Source organism: Pimelobacter simplex, from assembly GCF_900114845.1.
Taxonomy (GTDB): Bacteria; Actinomycetota; Actinomycetes; order Propionibacteriales; family Nocardioidaceae; genus Nocardioides; species Nocardioides simplex.
Window position 1 is genome coordinate 276,264 of the sequence record NZ_FOUK01000001.1, and the last position, 17,795, is coordinate 294,058.

Consider the following 17,795-nt stretch of genomic DNA (forward strand, 5'->3'; position numbering starts at 1 on the left):
GGCATGGGTGCCGCGGGCGCCGTCGCCGGTGACCTAGAAACCGCTCTGTTCGCTGGCCGACATCGAAGGAGCTGCAATGAGGACACGTCTGTTCAAGGTGGTCGGGGGTCTCGCGGCCCTCGCGCTGGCCGCCGCGGGATGCGCGGGGGAGGAGTCCGGCAGCGGCGACGAGTACCGCGTGCTCGTGCTCGGCGGGGTGTCCGCCGAGGGGGTGCTCGCGGACAACGCGGCCACCTCGGTCCTCGCCGCGCAGGCCGGTGTGGACGCCGTCAACGAGGCGGGCGGGATCGACGGCCGCAAGGTCGTCATCAGCGTCGTCGACGACCAGGCGGACCCGACCGTCGCGGTGACCAAGCTGCGCGAGGCGATCGCGAAGGACAAGCCCGACCTGGTGCTCAACTCGGGCCCGTCCACGGTCGCCGACGCGATCCTCCCGATCCTCGGCCAGAACGAGATCCTGTCGCTCAGCACGGTGCCCACCGAGCGGTCGGCCGACCCGGAGCAGTTCCCGCTCAACTTCGACCTGGCGGCGAGCGCCGGCGACCAGATCCGCGCCTACCTGCCCTACTTCGAGGAGAAGGGCTACGCCAAGGTCGGGATCCTGCACGGCTCGAGCTCCTACGGCGAGGTGTACGGCGCCTCGGCCGAGCGCATCTTCGAGGACGCCGGCATCGACGTCCTCGCCACGGTCGAGTACGACGTCGCGGCGCTCGACATGACCGCCCAGCTCGAGGCGATCCGCTCGAAGAACCCGGACGCGCTCGTCCTCGACGCCTACGGCGCCGCCCTCGGCTACGTCCTCAAGGGCGTGGAGAAGCTCGGCTGGGACGTCCCGATCATCGGCGACACCTCGGTCTCGGCGACGGGCCTGATCTCGACGGAGCCCCCGTCAGGGGTGCTCGGCACCCCGGCCGTGGCGAACCTCGTCATGCAGGTCTACCGGAGCGCGGCCTTCGACCCGGCGGACCAGCGCGTCGTCGACGCCGTCGCCCGGATGCGCGAGCGCGGCGACATCCGCGCCACGCTGATCCTCGCCTACAACTACGACGCCCTGCTGCTCGTCCGGGCCGCCGCCGAGGCCGCCGGCTCCACGGACCCGCACGCCCTCGCCGACGCCCTCGTCGACCCGAGCGTCGTGGACGCGGCTCCGACGGCCATCATCACGTCGTACAACTTCACCGAGGAGCGGCACGACGCGCAGCCCGACGCCGACGAGTTCGCCTTCATCGCCCCGGGGCCGCTCGAGCACGGCCAGTTCCGCTGACCTGCAAGCCCCGCCGAAGGAGCGCAAACCGGCGGGCGAAGGAGCGCGAACCGGCGGTCGAGAGTGCACCCTCGGCCGCCGGTTCGTGGCACTTCGCCCGCCGGTTCGTGGCACTTCGGCGGGTGGGGGGCTAGAGCTCGCCGGCGTCGCGCTTGTTCGACTCCGCCATCGCGGCGGCGTCGAGGCCGGCGAGCGAGTCGACGGTGACCTCGGCGTTGTGGGAGTGCGCGGCGTGGTGGAGGCCGAAGACGGAGTCCATGCCGGTGCGCTGACCCATGAGGTCCTCGGCCTGGTTGATCGCCTTCTTGGTGAGGGCCAGGCCGAGGCGGGGCATGGCGGCGATCCGGTGGGCCATCTCGTCGACCGACGCGTCGAGCTGGTCGCGGGGGACGACGTGGTTGACCATGCCGAGATCGAGTGCGCGGCGGGCGTCGAAGCGGCCGCCGGTGTAGAGGAACTCCTTGGCGGCGCGGGGGTTCATCACCCACGGGTGCGCGAAGTACTCGACGCCGGGGATGCCCATCTTGACCACCGGGTCCTGGAAGAACGCGTCCTCGGAGGCCACGATGAAGTCGCAGACCCAGGCGAGCATGAGGCCGCCGGCGACGCAGGCGCCCTGCACCTTGGCGATGACCGGCTTGGGGATCTCGCGCCAGCGGCGGCACATCCCGAGGTAGACCTCGGACTCGCGGGCGAAGCGGGCGTCGACGCCCTCGGAGCCGACGTGGTCCCACCAGATGACGGCCTTGCGCTCGAACGACTCGTGGATGTCGCGCCCGGGCGTGCCGATGTCGTGACCGCCGCAGAAGTGCTTGCCGTTGCCGCCGAGCACGATCACCTTGACCGCGTCGTCGTTCACCGCGTCGGTGAAGGCGCGGTCGAGGGCGTAGGTGACCTTGGAGTTCTGGGCGTTCGCGTACTCCGGGCGGTTGAGCGTCACGTACGCGACGGCGTCGCGGACCTCGTAGGTCACCACCGGCTCGGTCGGCAGGGTGTCGTTGCTCATCGGTGCTCCCGGGGTCGGCGTACAAACCTAGCGTTTGCTTGGTAGTCTAGCAGGATGACGACCCGACCCGAGCTGGATGTGACCGACACCGCGGACTGGGCCGGCCGGCCCCTGGGCGAGCGGGAGGTGAGCTGGGAGGCGCGCGACGCCATCCTGTTCGCGCTCGCCGTCGGTGCTCCGGCCGATCGGCTCGACCTGGTCTTCGAGCGCGACCTGCGGGTGCTGCCGACGTTCGCGCTGACGCTCGCGCAGTGGGCGCCCGACGTCGTCGGCTCGGCCGGCGGCTGGGACGTCGGTACGGCGCTGCACGGCTCGCAGCGGCTCGAGGTGCTGGCGCCCATGCCGGCCGCGGGCTCGACGCTGATGACCGCGCGCGTCGGCGAGGTGTGGGACAAGGGCGGCGCCGCCGTCTTCGAGATCGTCGTCGAGTGCGACTACGTCCGGGCGACCTGGTCGATCTTCGCGCCCGGCCGCGGCGGCTTCGGCGGCGAGCGCGGCCCGGGCCGGGCCCCCGGACCCGAGGGCGACCCCGCGACCACCGTCGACTGGGACATCGCGGCCAACGCGGCCGCGCTCTACCGGCTCACCGGCGACCACCACCACATCCACATCGACCCCGTCGCCGCGGAGCGGATCGGCCAGCCGCGGCCGATCCTGCACGGGCTCGCGACGCTGTCGGGCGCGGTGCTCGCGGCCGCGTTCGCGCAGGGCGCCTCGCCGGCCGACCTGACCCTGCTCGAGGGCCGGTTCAGCGCGCCCGTGTTCCCGGGGGAGTCGGTGTGCGTGCCGGTCTGGGCCGACGGCTCCTTCCGCGTCGACACCGAGCGCGGTACGGCGATCGACGGCGCCCGAGCCGTGTTCGCGTGACCACCACGGCAGCGCCCGCCGTCCGGCTGCGCCCGGTCGTCGCGGTCCTCGCGGCGGCCGGCCTGGTCGGCATCCTGTCGCAGGCGCTGCTCATCCCGCTGCTCGGCGAGCTTCCCGAGCGGCTCGGGATCACCCGCGAGGCGGCGTCCTGGGCGATGACGGTCTGCCTGGTCGCGGCCGCCGTCGCGACACCGGTCTGCGGCCGGCTCGCCGACCTGGTCGGACGCCGGCGGGTGCTGCTGTGGTGCCTGGCCGCGACCGCGATCGGCAGCGTGCTCTGCGCGGCCGGCACCTACCCGCTACTGCTCGCCGGCCGCGCGCTCCAGGGCACCTCCAGCGCGGTGATCCCGCTGGGGATCAGCGTGCTCGCCGAGGTCGCCGTCGGCATCGGCCTGCAGCGCGGCGCCGCGCTGATCAGCGCCACCATGGGCATCGGGACGGCGGCCGGCGTCGCCTTCTCCGGGCTGATCGCCTCGGTCGCCGACTGGCAGGTCGTCTTCTGGGTCGCGTCCGTGCTCGCGGTCCTCGTCACGGTGGCGGTCGTGCTCGTCGTCCCGAGGCCGGTCGCCGACGCCGGGCCGGCCGGGCCGCGGGCGTCGTTCGACGGGATCGGCTGCGTGCTGCTCTCCGCCGGGCTGGTGGCGGTGCTCCTCGCGGTCACCAACGGTGGACGCTGGGGCTGGGCGCACCCGGCCACGCTCGGCAGCGCCGCGGGTGGTCTCGTCGTCCTCGCGGTGTGGTGGCGCTGGGAGCGCCGGACGAGCGACCCGCTCGTCGACCTGGCCTCCGCCCTGGAGCCGCGGATGGCGCTGGTCCAGCTCGCGTCGGTGCTCGCCGGCGTCGCGATGTTCACCAACGTGCTCGTCATGCCCGTGCTGCTCCAGCGCCCGGTCGAGGGAGCGGGCCACTCGGTGCTCGTCGCCGGTCTCTGCCTGGTCCCCGGCGGGCTCGCGATGATGCTCGCCGCGCCGCTCGGCTCCTGGATCGTCGGCCGTCGCGGCGCCCGCTGGGCCCTGGCGCTCGGCCTGGCCTGCAGCGCGATCGGCTACACGGCGTCGGCGCTCACCGTGCGGTGGCCGGTCGCGGTCGTCGCCGTCTCGCTGCTCATCGGCCTCGGCATCGGGATGTCGTTCGCGACGCTGCCGTTCCTCGTCGTCCGGCTCACCGCGCCCGACGCGGTCGGCGCCGCCAACGGCCTCAACACGCTCATGCGGATGATCGGCGCGTCCGTCTCCAGCGCCGTGATCGGCGCCCTGCTCGCCGCGCACGCGGCGTCGGCACTGGGCTACGGGCTCGCCTACGGCTGGGGCGCGGTCGCCGCGGCGGGCGGGGCGCTGCTCGCCGTCCGCCTGCCGCGGGACCTGCAGCCCGGCCGCTGCCTCAGACCAGCTGGTCGAGCGCGATCTCGAACGCCGTCGCCGCCACCGACGTGGGGTACGGCGACCGCTCGTGGCACTTCTCGAGCGCGGTGCGGATGGTCCGCGAGACGTCGCCGAGGATGACCTCGTCGGACACCTCGTCGATGCCCTCCATGAGCAGCGTGAACGTCCGCGCCATGCCGCAGTTGGCGATGAAGTCGGGGATCACCGCGACGTGCTGGTCGGCGAACTCGTACGTCGGCCCGTAGAAGATCTCGGGGTCGGCGAACGGCACGTTGGCGCCGGCCGAGATCACCTCGAGGCCGCCCGAGACGAGCCGCTTCACGTGCTCGACGGTGACGAGGCGCGAGGCCGCGCACGGCAGGAAGATCTCGGCGCCCATGTCCCAGATCGCGTCGTCGAGCTGGTCGTGGGGGATCAGGCCGTCGGCCCGCAGGGCGTTGCCCTCCTTGCCGACGAAGAGCGCGTGGACCTCCTCGGGGGTGAACCCGTCGGGGTTCATCAGGCCGCCTTCGCGGTCGATGATGCCGACGACCGAGGCACCGGCCTGGGCCAGGTAGTAGGCGGCCGCGGACCCGACGTTGCCCCAGCCCTGCACGATCACGCGCTTGCCGGCGAGCGCGCCGCCGTAGGTCCCGTAGTAGTGCACGACCGACTCGGCCACGCCCCAGCCCGTGACCAGGTCGGCGATCGTGTACTTGCGCTCGCGCTCGGGCGTGTAGCGCGGGTCCTCGACGACCTTGGAGACGCCGAGGCGCAGCATGCCGACGCGCTGCACCAGCTCACGCTCGTCGGCCGCGAAGTGCCCGCTGACGATGCCCTGCTGCGGGTGCCACAGGCCGTAGCGCTCCGTCAGCGGGATGACGTCGTGGAGCTCGTCGACGTTGAGGTCGCCGCCGGTGCCGTAGTAGGTCTTGAGCAGCGGGGAGACCGCCTTGAACCAGCGGGCGAGGACGCCCTCGCGGCGCGGGTCGGCGGGGTCGAAGTCGATGCCCGACTTGGCGCCGCCGATGGCCGGCCCGGAGACGGTGAACTTGACCTCCATCGTCTTGGCCAGCGCCTCGACCTCGCTGCGGTCGAGGCCCGCCCGCATCCGGGTGCCGCCGCCGGCCGCGCCGCCGCGCAGGGAGTTGATCACCACCCAGCCCTTGGCCTCGGTCTCGGCGTCGTGCCACTCGAAGACGATCTCGGGCGCCTTGGCCTCGAACCGGCCGAGCAGCTCGTGCATCGTGGTCGGGTCGGTCGCCATCAGAAGTTCCCCCGTCGTTCCTGCTCGCGCTCGATCGCCTCGAACAGCGCCTTGAAGTTGCCCTTGCCGAAGCCCAGCGAGCCGTGCCGCTCGATGAGCTCGAAGAACACGGTGGGCCGGTCGCCCAGCGGCTTGGTGAAGATCTGCAGCAGGTAGCCGTCCTCGTCGCGGTCGACGAGGATGCCGCGCTTCTGCAGCTCCTCGACGGGGACCCGCACCTCGCCGATCCGGGCGCGCAGCTCGGGGTCCTCGTAGTAGGAGTCCGGGGTGTCGAGGAAGGCGACGCCCTCGGCCCGCAGCGCGTCGACCGTGGCGAGGATGTCGTTGGTGGCCAGCGCGAGGTGCTGGGCGCCCGGGCCGTCGTAGAACTCGAGGTACTCGTCGATCTGCGACTTCTTCTTGGCGACCGCCGGCTCGTTGAGGGGGAACTTCACCCGGTGGTTGCCGTTGGCGACGACCTTCGACATCAGCGCCGAGTAGTCGGTCGCGATGTCGTCGCCGATGAACTCGGCCATGTTCGTGAAGCCCATGACCTTGCGGTAGAACTCGACCCAGTCGTCCATCTTGCCGAGCTCGACGTTGCCGACGATGTGGTCGAGCGCCTGGAACAGGCGCTTCGGCGCACCCTCGCGCCGCTGGAAGGACGACGTCCGCGCGACGTAGCCGGGCAGGTACGGGCCGTCGTACCGGCTGCGGTCGACGAGCGTGTGCCGGGTGTCGCCGTACGTCGCGATCGCGCCGACCCGGACCGTGCCGTGCTCGTCGGTGAGGTCGTGCGGCTCCTCGAGCACCGTCGCCCCCACCGAGCGCGCGTGCTCGATGCACTTGTCGACGTCGGGGACCTCGAGCGCGATGTCGACGATGCCGTCGCCGTGCTTGCGGTGGTGGTCGAGCAGCGTGCTGCGCGGGTCGACGCCGCCCTTGATGACGAAGCGGACCGCGCCGCTCTTGAGGACGAACGCCACGTGGTCGCGGTTGCCCGTCTCGGGACCCGCGTAGGCGACGAGCTCCATGCCGAACGCCGAGATGAAGAAGTGCGCGGTCTGGGTCGCATTGCCGACCACCCACACGGCGGCGTCCCAGCCGGTGACGGGGAACGGGTCCTCGCGGTCGTCGTACTCGACGAGGCCGACGAGCTGCTTCAACGTGTCGAGGTCCAGCTCGGCGAGCTGCTCCTCACTGGTCAGGGTGTCGTGGAGGGACATGTGAGGAGCACAACAGGTCCGTCCCGAGCCCCACAACCTGACTATGTCGAGGTAGGCAAGACGGTCAGTTCTGCCGCCTTCGGGTGGCTATTGGTAGGCGATCTGTCTAGTTTGGAGCCATGCTCGCGCTCGACCAGATCGACCTCGCCCTGCTCACCGCCCTCACCGAGCACCCCCGGGCCGGCGACCTCGAGCTCTCCCGCCTGACCAAGGTCGCCCGGGCCACCGTCCAGAGCCGGCTGCGCCGGATGACCGAGGCCGGCGTCATCGCGGACTGGGACCCCACCCTCGACGTCGCCGCGGCCGGCTTCGAGGTCCAGGCCTACGTCACCCTGGAGATCTCCCAGGGCGCGCTCGACGAGGTCTCCCGCGACCTCGAGGCGATCCCCCAGGTGCTCGAGGCCTATGTCACCACCGGCTCGTACGACGTCCTGTGCCGCGTCGCCACCCGCTCCCACCCCGAGCTGCAGGCCACGCTCGTGCGGATCGACCAGTCGTCGTCCGTGGTCCGCTCGACCAGCGTGATGGTGCTGTCGGTGCTGGTGCCGCCGCGGGTGCTGCCGCTGCTCGGCTCGGGCGAGACGGTGCCGAGCCGGCGGGCGCCGGCGTACCGGAAGGGGTGAGGGGCGCTCAGGCCTCGGCGTCGGGGTCGGCGTCGGGCTCGGCGTCGGGCTCGGCGTCGGGCTCGTCGATGACCTCGGCCTCGAGGACGTGCTCGACCAGACCCTGTGCCTGGCCCGGGGTCGGCGGCGCGTCGTAGGCGTCGGCGGCGGGGACGGCTCGGTAGAAGTCCGGAAGCGTGTCGGCCGAGCCCGGCTGCGTCTCGCTCCCCATGGATCCAGGCTAGCGGCGCCCGGCCGGCAGCGTGCCAGGCCGGCAGCGCGGCGAGAGCCGCGTCCGGGGGCAGCTTGCTGCCTCCCCCCGCGGCGAAGCCGCGCTCGGCCCAGAAAGTCGGCCGGCAGCGCGGTGAGAGCCGCGTCCGGGGGCAGCTTGCTGCCTCCCCCCGCGGCGGAGCCGCGCTCGGCCCAAAAAGTTGGAAGCCGCCGCAGGCGTCTCGGGTCACCTGCGGCGGCACTGAGAAGTGTGCCACGTGGCTGACGGGTTGTCATCAGATCCGGCGTAAAAGTTTCAACGACTTTCCCGCGGGGTATCGCGCGCGCCTGCCGCCCGCCGCCCGCGCTCAGAAGCTGAACAGCAGCGCGGTCCGGAAGTCGGTGTTCATGTAGTTGACCATCGAGGTGAGCCGCTTCTCGTCGACCTCGGTGCGCGAGGTGCCGACGGTGACGCTGATGATGTTGCCGTAGACGCTCGAGTTCCACCGTCCCTGCGCGTACGACGGGAAGGTGCTCCCCGCCGGGAGGTCGAGGTCCTTGTCGTCGAGGGCGGTCTGGGCGGCCTTGGCGTGGCGCTCGGTGTCGAAGACCAGGAAGAGCTGGGTGAGCCGGACCTTGCCGCCGAGGGCGGTGAAGACCCACTGGGCGGCGTGCTCGCAGCGCTGGCTGGTGAGGACGGCGTCCTTCTCGACCGGGGCGCAGGTGGCGTGGTCGACGGAGCGGTCGAGGGTGGCGTGGTGCTCGACGTCGCCGAGCTTGAAGTCCCAGTCGCCGGGGAAGTCGGCGACCTCGACGTCGCCGTGGACGTCGTCGCCGGTGTCGTCGGTGGGGGAGTAGGGCGCGGTGAGGCCGGTGGTGGGCGCCGTCGGGTCGGTCGCCTCGTCGGTCGGCGAGGAGTCGTCGGTCGGCGAGGTGCCGTCGGTCGCCGCGGTGGTCCGGGTCCCGACCCGGGGGGAGTCGTCGTCGAGCATCCGGTCGGCGACGACGAAGGCGCCGACGCCGATCCCGGCCAGTGCGGCCACCGCCAGGACCACCAGCCCCACCACCAGGCCCGTGCGGGGGCGTGGTGCGGGGGGAGGTGGTGGTCCGAAGGGCGGGGGCGGGTGCGGCGGCTGGCTCATCGCTTCGTCCATGCCCGGGTGCGGCCGGGTTCAACCGCGGCGGGGCTCAGAAGAGCCCGGCGCCGCCGGCGATGAGGGCGAGGCCGAAGATCGCGAAGAGGGCGGCGGCGCCGTACTTGACGACCTTCTCGGGCAGCTGGCGGCCGACGATCGCGCCGAGGGCGATGGCGAGGGCGTCCGCGGCGACCATGCCGACGGTGGAGCCGAGCCAGGTGCCGAACCAGCCCTCCTGGGTGGCCAGGGTGATGGTGGCGAGCATGGTCTTGTCGCCGAGCTCGGCGAGGAAGAAGAAGACGGCGACGACGAGGATCGCGCGGCCGGTGGCGGCCTTGGCCTTGGCGGTGTCCTCCTCGGTGAGCTCGTCGCCGCGCAGGGTCCAGGCGGCGAAGCCGAGGAAGGCGACGCCGGCGCCGATCTCGATCGCGCCCTGGTAGTCGGCGAAGGCGTCGCCGATCAGGTAGCCGATGCCGACCGAGGCCAGGTGGACGACGGCGGTGGCGGCGGTCAGGCCGATGATCACGTCGCGGGCCCGGTAGCGGGTCGCGAAGGTCATCGCCATCAGCTGGCTCTTGTCGCCGAGCTCGGCGACGAAGATGACGGCGGTGCTGAGCAGGAAGGCGTACATGGTGGGTTCCTCTCCGGTGCCGGCCGGAGCTGTCCGCGCTGCCGCGATGGACGTGCCTTCGACCGGCACGTCTGACGGGTCTCGTCGGTCGTGCAGCTGGTCGAAGGTCTCGTCCGCCACCGAGGTGGCCTGACGTGCCGGGCCCGGGGGCCAGTGTGTCGACACGTCTGTTGAGGACTACTCCCCTTCGGGCGTGACTTTACGGCGTACGACGGTCCGCGCGCCAATCCCCAGCCAGGCCGGGGATTGGCACGATCCAAGGCCGCGCCGCCCTCGGAGCGGGCAGAAACCGGGGTTCCCGCCGATGTGCGTCAGCGCAAAACGGGTGTCATGGTGACTGTCACGCGGACGACGGTGTCCACGGATCGCACGATTCGAACCCCGGAAAAACCCGGGTGGGCTGTGGGGTAGCGTGCCCACACCTTGTCAAGGACCGAAAGGCTGGCGAAGCAAATGGTTGATGTGGAGCGGACGCTCGACGAGGCGGGTCTCACCAACCCCCACGTCCGTGAGTACGTCGCACACTGGGCCAACATCACCGGGGCAGAGCGCATCGAGGTCGTGTCCGCGGCCGACGACGCGCGGCTGGTCCAGGAGTCCCTGGAAGCCGGTGAGCTCCTCCCGGCCGGAGAGGGTCTCTACTACTCGCGCTCCTACTACAAGGACACCGCGCGCGCTGAGGAGCGCACCATCGTCGCGACCTCCAACGAGGCCGACAAGGGCATCTACAACAACTGGAAGCCCGCCGCCGAGATGAAGCCGAAGCTGGTCGAGCTGATGACCGGCGCCTCGGCGGGCAAGACGATGTACGTCATCCCCTACCTCATGTCGCCGAAGGGCTCGCCGGTCGAGAAGTTCGCCGCCGGTGTGGAGCTGACCGACAACCGCAACGTCGTCCTCCAGATGATCCGCATGGCGCGGGTCGGCGTGGAGTACATCAACGACCTGGGCGACTCCTTCGTCAAGGCCGTCCACGTGACCGGCGACCTCGAGAACCTCGGCCAGGGCACGCCCGACGACAAGCGGTACTTCGTGACCGTCGCCGACGAGCGCACGATCCTGCACTTCGGCTCGTCGTACGGCGGCAACGCGCTGCTCGGCAAGATCGCCCACGGTCTGCGCCAGGGCTCGTACGACGGCTGGAAGAACGGCTTCCTGGTCGAGCAGTTCATGCTGCTCGGCATCACCGACAAGGAGACCGGCCGCAAGTACAACATCTGCGGTGGCTTCCCGTCGGCCTCGGGCAAGACGAACCTCGCGATGACGCTGGCGCCCGACGCTCTCGGCGACCGCTACTACGTCGAGTTCTACGGCGACGACATCGCGTGGATCTGGGTCGGCGACGACGGCAAGCTCTACGGGATGAACCCGGAGAACGGCGTCTTCGGTGTCGCGAAGGACACCAACGAGAAGACCAACCCGACCGCGATCGACTCGATCGTCCCGGGCACCGGCGCGATCTTCACCAACGTCGCCTACAACCCCAAGACCCAGGAGGTCTGGTGGGAGGGCAAGGGTGACAAGCCGACCGACCTCGACGGCTGGGAGGACTGGAAGGGCGACGTCATCGCCGACCGGTCCCCCGAGGAGGCCGACGCTCCGTGGGCGCACCCGAACAGCCGCTTCACCACGACCCTGGCCAACGTCCCGAACGTCGCCAAGGACTTCGAGGACCCGAAGGGCGTCGAGATCCACGGCATCATCTTCGGTGGCCGCACCCGTGACCGCGAGCCGCTGATCCGCGCGATCACCGACATCGCCGAGGGCGTCTACGACGGCCTCACGCTGGGTGCCGAGGCGACCGCGGCGGCCGACGGCCTCGAGGGCGTGCTCCGCTACGACCCGATGTCGATGCGCCCGTTCATGTCGTACTCCGAGGCCGACTACGCCGCGCACTGGCTCGAGGTCATCGGCCGGGCGACGACCAAGCCGATCTTCGCGCACGTCAACTGGTTCCAGCGCGGCGACGACGGTCGCTTCCTGTGGCCGGGCTACCGCGAGAACCTGCGGCCGCTCAACTGGCTCATGGAGTTCCTGGCCGGCGAGGTCGAGGGCGTGCAGACGCCCGTCGGCGTCCTGCCGAAGCGCGAGGAGCTCAACCTCGAGGGCCTCGACGAGCAGGCGCTGGCCGACCTCGACACGCTCCTGTCGATCGACGTCCCGCGCTGGCAGCAGGAGATGGGCTTCCGCGAGAAGCACCTCGCGCAGTTCGACGGTCTCCCCGAGGAGATCTGGGAGGCGCACCGCCGGGTCGCCAAGGCGCTCGAGGCCTGATCCCGCACGCTCACTGCAGCGCCCCGGCTCCTCGGAGCCGGGGCGCTGTGCGTTCTCAGCCCAGCCGGTCGAGCAGGACGGCGAGCGCCGCGTCCGGGTCGATCCCGGAGGGCTCGGTGGCGCGCCGGCCGGTCAGCGCGGCGAGGCCGTGCACGGCGGACCACAGGGCGAGGCACTCCGCCGGCGCCGGCTCCCGGCCGGTGGTGCGGGCCAGGGTGGCGCCGAGCTCGGCGAGCCAGCGCCCGGTGATCTCGCGCAGGTGGCCGCCGGCCCCTTCGAGCAGGTCGTGGCGGGTGATCAGATCGAACATCTCCGGCCGGGACCGGGCGAACGCGAGGTAGGCGCGCGCGGCCCGGGGCAGGTCGTCGGCGGCGAGCGCGGGCGCGAGCTCGGCGTCGAGGTCCTCGAGGCCGCCGCGGGCGATCGCCGCGAGGAGGGCCTGGTAGGTGGGGAAGTAGCGGCGCGGCGCCCCGTGCGAGACGCCAGCCGCGGCGGCGATCGAGCGGAGCGAGACGCCCTCGCGCCCGTGTGCCTCGAGGAGCTCGGTGCCGACGCTGACGAGGCGGTCGCGGGCGGTCACCTCGACAGTCTCCCCGGTCGCGGGGCAGACTGGAAGTAGACAGTGTCTACCTCCGGAGGGTGCGCATGTGGTTCTGGATGCTCAAGTGGGTCCTGCTGGGGCCGGTCGTGCGCTGGTACACGCGGCCCCGGGTGCGCGGCCGGCAGCACGTGCCGGCGTCCGGGCCGGTGGTCGTCGCCGCCAACCACGCGGCCGAGATCGACTCGCTCGTGCTCTCCCTGGTGCTTCCGCGGCAGCCGCGCTTCCTGGCCAAGGCGGAGTACTACCGCCCCGGACCGCGCGGGCGGCTCTACCGCTGGCTGTGCGCGGTGACCGGGCAGATCCCGGTCGACCGGGACGGCGGCTCCGCGGCCTCGACGTCGCTCGCGGCGGCCGAGCGGCTGCTGCGCGACGGGGGCGTCTGGGCGATCTACCCCGAGGGCACCCGCTCGCCTGACGGACGCCTCTACCGGGGGCACACGGGCGTCGTCCGGGTCGCGCGGGCGGTGCCCGGCGCGGTGGTGCTGCCGGTGGGCCTGGTCGGCACGGCGGCCGTCGACCCGTCGTCCCGGAGGGGATGGCGGCGGGGCCGGGTGCGCGTCGACATCGGCGCCCCGGTCGACGTCACCGCCGGCGACGTGCGGGCCGGGACCGACCTGCTGATGGCCGCCATCGGTTCGCTGACCGGACAGGAACCGCTGGACCACTACCCCGAGCGCCGCCGGGCGGCATGATTGGGGCCGTGCGCGCCGTCGTCTGCCACCAGGCCCAGCTGACCGTCGAGGAGCTCCCCGACCTCACCCCCGCCGAGGGGCAGATCCTGCTCGACGTCGAGCGCTGCGGCATCTGCGGCTCCGACCTCCACGCCCGCACCCACTGCGACGAGACGGCCGCCGATGCGGCCGCCCTGGGGTACGACGCCTTCATGCGCTCGACCGACCGGGTGGTGCTGGGCCACGAGTTCGTCGGCACCGTCGCCGACTACGGCCCGCGCACCCGCAAGCCCTTCCCGGTCGGCACGCGCGTGGTCGCGCTGCCCGTGCTGCGCACGGGTGCCGACGTCCACCTGACCGGGCTCTCCGAGCAGGCGCCGGGCGGGTACGCCGAGCAGGTGCTGGTCAACGCGTCGATGACGATGCGGGTGCCGGACTCCCTCGACGCCGACGCCGCGGCGCTCACCGAGCCGATGGCGGTCGCGCTGCACGCCGTGCGCCGGGGTGAGGTGGGCGCCAAGGACACCGCCGTCGTCATCGGCTGCGGCCCGATCGGGCTCGCCGTGATCGCGATGCTCAAGGCGACCGGCGTCCGGCACGTCATCGCCAGCGACTTCTCGCCCGGCCGCCGCGCGCTGGCCGAGCGGATGGGCGCCGACGTCGTCGTCGACCCGGCGACGGTGTCGCCGTGGGCGTCCTTCGCGGACTCGCGCTACCTCACCGAGGCGATCGCCCTCGCCGAGCTCGGCCTCGACGCGATGGACAAGCTGCGCGCCGTCCCCCTCCTGCCGTGGGCGCACGTCATGCGCGCCGCCGAGAAGGTGGGGGCGACCCCGCGCGGCCCGGTCGTCTTCGAGTGCGTCGGCCTGCCCGGCATGATCGAGCACATCATCTCGTCCGCGCCGCTGCTGTCCCGCGTGGTCGTCGTCGGCGTGTGCATGGGCGAGGACTCGTTCCGGCCGTCGATGGCGATCAACAAGGAGATCGACCTGCGCTTCGCGTTCGCCTACGACCCGAGCGAGTTCCACCAGACCCTGCAGTGGATCGGCTCCGGCAAGGTCGACGTCGCGCCGCTGGTCACCGGCGTCGTCGGGCTCGACGGCGTGGCCGGTGCGTTCGCGGACCTCGGCGACCCCGAGCGGCACGCGAAGATCCTGGTCGACCCGGCTCAGCGCCCGAGCAGCGCCCGGTAGCGCTCGCGGTCGGCGTTCATCTGCCAGCCGGGGTCGTCCTGGGTCGGCGCCCAGGCGAAGGGCTCGTCGCGGAAGAAGAGCTGGCCGCTGCGGACGTCGTCCAGCATCTCGACGAGCCAGGCCCGCTCGGCCCGGCCCCGAAGCAGGGGCAGCGCCATCGAGCGGGTGGCGTGGGGCGGCGCGGTCGTGCTGCCGGTGACCCCCTCGAGGTGGAGCAGCAGGTCGTCGAGGGCGCGCAGCCGCGCCGACAGGTGCCGGACGGCGGTGGGCCGGTCGATGAGCGGCAGCAGGCCGAGCGCGACGTGGAGGCCGACGGCGTCGTACAGGTCGACGGTGGTGAGGGCGACCTCGACGAGCCGGTCGAGCTCGGCGCGGCCGGAGGCGGTGAGCTCGTAGACGGCGACCTCGCGCCCGCCGTCGACGAGGTCGTGGCGGACCAGGTGACCCTGCTTGGTCAGCGTGCTGAGCCCGCTGTAGATCGAGCCGGGGTTGACGTGCGCCCACTGGTCGACCTGCCACGACATCAGCTCGCGCCGGATCTGGTAGCCGTTGACCGGCTCGAAGAGCGCGACGGCACCCAGGAGCAGCAGGCGGGTGTCGTGGGCGGCCATGGCGCGATTCTAGGGATTCGCGGCCTCCGCTCGGTCTTCGCGCTCGCCGTCGTCGTGGTGCCGGCCGGCCTCAGGCGCTGTCGAGCAGCGTCGCCAGCCCGTCCCGGCCGACGCCGAGCTTGCGGTAGGCCCGCGACAGGTGCACCTCGACGGTCTTGGTGCTGACGAAGAGCCGCTGCGCGATGTCGCGGTTGCGCAGGCCGGTGGCGGCCAGCGCGCAGACCCGGCGCTCGGCGGAGGTGAGGGCGGCGACGCCGGTCAGCTCGATCCGGCCGGCCCGGCCGCCGGCGAGGGCGAGCTCGGTGGCGGCGCGGTCGGTGAGGGCGACGGCGCCGAGGCGGTGGGCGAGCTCGCGGCCGCGGCGCAGCTGCTCGCGGCCCTCGACCCGGCGTCCCGCACGACGCAGCGCGGCGCCGAGCGCGACCCGGGAGCGGGCCTCCTGGAGCCGGGCCTCGCTGCCGTCGAGGACGGCGACGGAGCGTTCGAGCAGCGCGATGCCGTCGTCGCTGTCGGCGGCGACCTCGCCGGCGATCCGCAGTGCCTGGCCGAGGATGCCGGCTGCCGCCTTGGCCTCGGCCCGGTCCAGCTCGACGACGGCGAGGTCGCGGGCCTCGTCGACCCGGCCGAGCGCCCAGAGGCTCTCGACGGCGGCGGGGCGCCAGGCGCACCAGGTGGGGGAGTCCATGTCGAGGGCGGCGAGCCGCTCGCCGCAGCTCTGCAGGGAGTCGAGGGCGCCCGCGTGGTCGCCGGCGGCGGCGCGGACCAGGCCGCGGGCGCGGAGCAGGTGGATGCCGGTCGCCTGGTTGCGGTCGGCCGCCACCTCGTCGGGCACCGCGTCGAGCGCGGCGACGGCGTCGGCCAGACGGCCCTGGGCGAGCAGTGCCTCGGCCAGGCCGGCCGAGGCCATCAGGCGGAGCAGCTGGCCGCCGGGGACCACCTCGGCGTGGCGCAGCGCCGCGGCGAAGTCGGTGCCGCCGTCGTCGATGCGCCCGGACCACAGGTGCGCCCAGCCGCGGGTGACCGAGGCGGCGGCGTGGAGCGGGACGGAGCCCGTCCGGGCGGCGAGGTCGAGTCCCTGGGCGCAGAGGGCGGCGACGGCGTCGTACTCGCCGGCGCAGGCGAGGTGGAGCCGGGCGAGCGTCCAGGCGAACGGGTTCGTCACCTGCTCGGGTGTCGCGCCGTCGCCGATCGCGCGCCGGGCCAGGTCGCCGGCTTCGGCGATCGGCGCCCGGGTGGCGTTGGCGACCGACGCCTGGTGGATGAGGAGCAGCCGCTCCCCGGGAGTCGCGCCGGCGAGGTGGCCGTGCCGGGCGAGCCGGTCGCGCGCCTCGTCGACCCGGCCCGGGGCGGAGAGTGCGGCCGCGACGAGCTCGGCCTCGACGACGAGGGTCAGGTCGCCGTGCTCGGGTCCGAGTCCGGCGAGTGCGTCGCCGAGGAGGGGCACGGAGCGCTCGTAGAACCCGCCGACGTGGTACGCCGCCGCGAGGCCGATGGCGCACTGCGCGCGCAGCACCGGGTCGGTCACGCCGCGGCCCGCGCGCTCGAGGGTGCTCACCGACGCCGGGTCGCCGGCCCGCAGCTCGGCCGTGCCCAGCTCGACCAGCAGTCCGGGGAGGTCGGCGGCCGGCGGCGGCTCGGCGACCGCGCGCCGTAGCAGGTCGACCGCCGCCTGGGGTGCCCCGTCGGCCAGTGCCGCGCGGGCCGCCGTCCGCAGCAGCCGCATCGCCCACGGGTCGGCCACGCCCTCGGCCTCCAGCAGGTGACCGGCCGCCGGGTGCAGGCCGTCCGGCTCGTCGGCCAGCGCCCGGGCCGCGCGGCGGTGCAGGTCGTCGCGGGTCGCGGCACCGGTCGCCGCGGTGACGGCGCTGCGCAGCAGGGCATGCCGGTAGGTGAGGCGCCGCTCGGTGGCGAGCAGCCCGGCGTCGCGCAGCTGGTCGGCGGCCGCACCGGCGCGCTCCGGGGTCAGCTCCGCCAGCCCGGCGGCGATGCGCAGGGGTGCCGACTCGAGGACGGCGACCGCGCGGGCGAGCGCCTGCTCCGCCGTCCCGAGGGCGGTGAGCCGCTGCACGACCGTGTCGACGACCGTGCGGGGCACGAGCGAGCGCACGTCCGTCGTCCCCAGCAGCTCGGCGAGCGCGGTGACCAGGAACGGGTTGCCGCCGCTGACGTCGGCGCACGCCGCCGCGAGCTCGTCGCTGATCTCGTCGTGACCCAGCTGGGCGAGGCAGGACCGGACGCCGGCGACGCTGAGCGGCGCGAGGTCGAGGCGGGAGGCCCCGGCCACGAGCGCCGCCAGTGCGGGGCTGCGGCGCTCGGGCAGGATGTCGCGGGCCGCGACGACGAGCAGCACCGGCAGCTCGCTCGCCCGGTTGAGGACGTGCTGGCAGAACAGTAGGGACGCCTCGTCCGCCCAGTGCGCGTCGTCGACCGCCAGCACCAGCGGACCGTCGGCGGTCAGCCCGTCGAGCAGCCAGTACAGGCTGTTGAGCAGGACCGACGGGTCGTCGACCGGCTCCCCGCGGTGCAGCACGAGGTCCACGGCCGCGCGGGCCGCGCCGTGGGCGATCCCGCCGAGACCGTCGAGCGCGACCGGGTCCAGCGCGGCGAGCGCGCGGCCGAAGAGGTGCCGGACGACGCCGTACGGCGCGTGCGCCTCGAGCTCACCGGCGGTCGCCCGCAGCACCCGCACGCCGCCGTCACTGTCGCCGGCCTCGGTCTCGGCCTCGGCCAGGACGGAGGTGAGCAGCGAGGTCTTCCCGACGCCAGCCGGACCGAGCACGCAGAGCGCCCCGCCGGTGCCGGCGCGCAGGCGGGCGAGGGCGGCGCCGGCCTGAGCCAGGCTGGCCTCCCTCTCGACGAGTCGACCGCTCCGACCGCTGGCCACGGAGGCAGCGTA

At 73.2% G+C, this 17,795-nt stretch carries 15 protein-coding genes and 1 pseudogene; 7 read left to right on the forward strand and 9 right to left on the reverse strand.

What is annotated here, in order from left to right; genetic code table 11:
* Window positions 1-76: 76 nt before the first annotated feature.
* Window positions 77-1,264, forward strand: a complete 1,188-nt coding sequence (locus BM223_RS01305; RefSeq protein WP_038682216.1) for an ABC transporter substrate-binding protein — start codon at window positions 77-79, stop codon at window positions 1,262-1,264.
* Window positions 1,265-1,394: 130 nt separating this feature from the next.
* Here the strand turns inward: BM223_RS01305 and BM223_RS01310 are convergent, their stop codons facing one another.
* Complete coding sequence (locus tag BM223_RS01310; protein WP_038682215.1) at window positions 1,395-2,270, reverse strand: enoyl-CoA hydratase; 876 nt, start codon at window positions 2,268-2,270, stop codon at window positions 1,395-1,397.
* A gap of 54 nt (window positions 2,271-2,324) precedes the next feature.
* On the opposite strand from BM223_RS01310, the gene BM223_RS01315 reads away from it, so the two are divergent.
* Both BM223_RS01315 and BM223_RS29620 read left to right on the forward strand, forming a co-directional pair.
* Window positions 2,325-3,137 (forward strand): MaoC/PaaZ C-terminal domain-containing protein, encoded by an 813-nt coding sequence (locus tag BM223_RS01315; protein WP_038682213.1) that lies wholly within the window; start codon window positions 2,325-2,327, stop codon window positions 3,135-3,137.
* Window positions 3,134-4,639 (forward strand): MFS transporter, encoded by a 1,506-nt coding sequence (locus tag BM223_RS29620; RefSeq protein WP_075018439.1) that lies wholly within the window; start codon window positions 3,134-3,136, stop codon window positions 4,637-4,639. Before BM223_RS01315 ends, BM223_RS29620 begins: the two co-directional genes overlap by 4 nt.
* Window positions 4,640-4,706: 67 nt before the next feature.
* On the opposite strand, the pseudogene BM223_RS01325 reads toward BM223_RS29620, so the two are convergent.
* Together BM223_RS01325 and hppD are read right to left on the reverse strand one after the other, a co-directional pair.
* Window positions 4,707-5,765, reverse strand: a pseudogene (locus tag BM223_RS01325) (Glu/Leu/Phe/Val dehydrogenase dimerization domain-containing protein); the annotation flags it as partial.
* Window positions 5,765-6,970: a 4-hydroxyphenylpyruvate dioxygenase gene (gene hppD / locus BM223_RS01330; RefSeq protein ID WP_038682210.1), complete on the reverse strand. Its 1,206-nt coding sequence runs from the start codon at window positions 6,968-6,970 to the stop codon at window positions 5,765-5,767. The pseudogene BM223_RS01325 and the gene hppD, both read right to left, overlap by 1 nt.
* Window positions 6,971-7,089: 119 nt before the next feature.
* On the opposite strand from hppD, the gene BM223_RS01335 reads away from it, so the two are divergent.
* Window positions 7,090-7,593: an Lrp/AsnC family transcriptional regulator gene (locus tag BM223_RS01335; protein ID WP_038682209.1), complete on the forward strand. Its 504-nt coding sequence runs from the start codon at window positions 7,090-7,092 to the stop codon at window positions 7,591-7,593.
* Between the two features lie 7 nt (window positions 7,594-7,600).
* On the opposite strand, the gene BM223_RS01340 is transcribed toward BM223_RS01335, so the two are convergent.
* From BM223_RS01340 to BM223_RS01350, 3 genes are all read right to left on the reverse strand, one after another.
* On the reverse strand, window positions 7,601-7,804 hold the full coding sequence (locus BM223_RS01340; protein WP_038682207.1) for a hypothetical protein: 204 nt from the start codon (window positions 7,802-7,804) through the stop codon (window positions 7,601-7,603).
* A gap of 346 nt (window positions 7,805-8,150) precedes the next feature.
* Window positions 8,151-8,846 (reverse strand): hypothetical protein, encoded by a 696-nt coding sequence (locus tag BM223_RS01345; protein ID WP_141267621.1) that lies wholly within the window; start codon window positions 8,844-8,846, stop codon window positions 8,151-8,153.
* A 124-nt stretch (window positions 8,847-8,970) separates the two neighbouring features.
* Window positions 8,971-9,549, reverse strand: coding sequence for a TMEM165/GDT1 family protein (locus BM223_RS01350; protein WP_038682202.1), 579 nt, complete (start codon window positions 9,547-9,549; stop codon window positions 8,971-8,973).
* Window positions 9,550-10,002: 453 nt separating this feature from the next.
* Between BM223_RS01350 and BM223_RS01355 the strand changes: the two genes are divergently transcribed.
* A complete protein-coding gene (locus tag BM223_RS01355; protein WP_038682200.1) occupies window positions 10,003-11,823 on the forward strand; it encodes a phosphoenolpyruvate carboxykinase (GTP) in 1,821 nt (606 codons plus the stop codon).
* Between the two features lie 55 nt (window positions 11,824-11,878).
* On the opposite strand, the gene BM223_RS01360 is transcribed toward BM223_RS01355, so the two are convergent.
* Window positions 11,879-12,403, reverse strand: coding sequence for a TetR/AcrR family transcriptional regulator (locus BM223_RS01360; RefSeq protein WP_038682199.1), 525 nt, complete (start codon window positions 12,401-12,403; stop codon window positions 11,879-11,881).
* A gap of 65 nt (window positions 12,404-12,468) precedes the next feature.
* Here BM223_RS01360 and BM223_RS01365 point away from each other — a divergent pair, with 65 nt between their 5' ends.
* Window positions 12,469-13,116: a lysophospholipid acyltransferase family protein gene (locus BM223_RS01365; RefSeq protein WP_038682197.1), complete on the forward strand. Its 648-nt coding sequence runs from the start codon at window positions 12,469-12,471 to the stop codon at window positions 13,114-13,116.
* A gap of 8 nt (window positions 13,117-13,124) precedes the next feature.
* A complete protein-coding gene (locus BM223_RS01370) occupies window positions 13,125-14,288 on the forward strand; it encodes a zinc-binding dehydrogenase (RefSeq protein ID WP_038682195.1) in 1,164 nt (387 codons plus the stop codon).
* Here BM223_RS01370 and BM223_RS01375 read toward each other — a convergent pair.
* Both BM223_RS01375 and BM223_RS01380 read right to left on the reverse strand, forming a co-directional pair.
* Window positions 14,264-14,899: a PadR family transcriptional regulator gene (locus BM223_RS01375; protein ID WP_038682193.1), complete on the reverse strand. Its 636-nt coding sequence runs from the start codon at window positions 14,897-14,899 to the stop codon at window positions 14,264-14,266. The genes BM223_RS01370 and BM223_RS01375 overlap by 25 nt on opposite strands.
* A gap of 70 nt (window positions 14,900-14,969) precedes the next feature.
* On the reverse strand, window positions 14,970-17,783 hold the full coding sequence (locus BM223_RS01380; RefSeq protein ID WP_038682191.1) for an ATP-binding protein: 2,814 nt from the start codon (window positions 17,781-17,783) through the stop codon (window positions 14,970-14,972).
* Window positions 17,784-17,795: the final 12 nt, after the last annotated feature.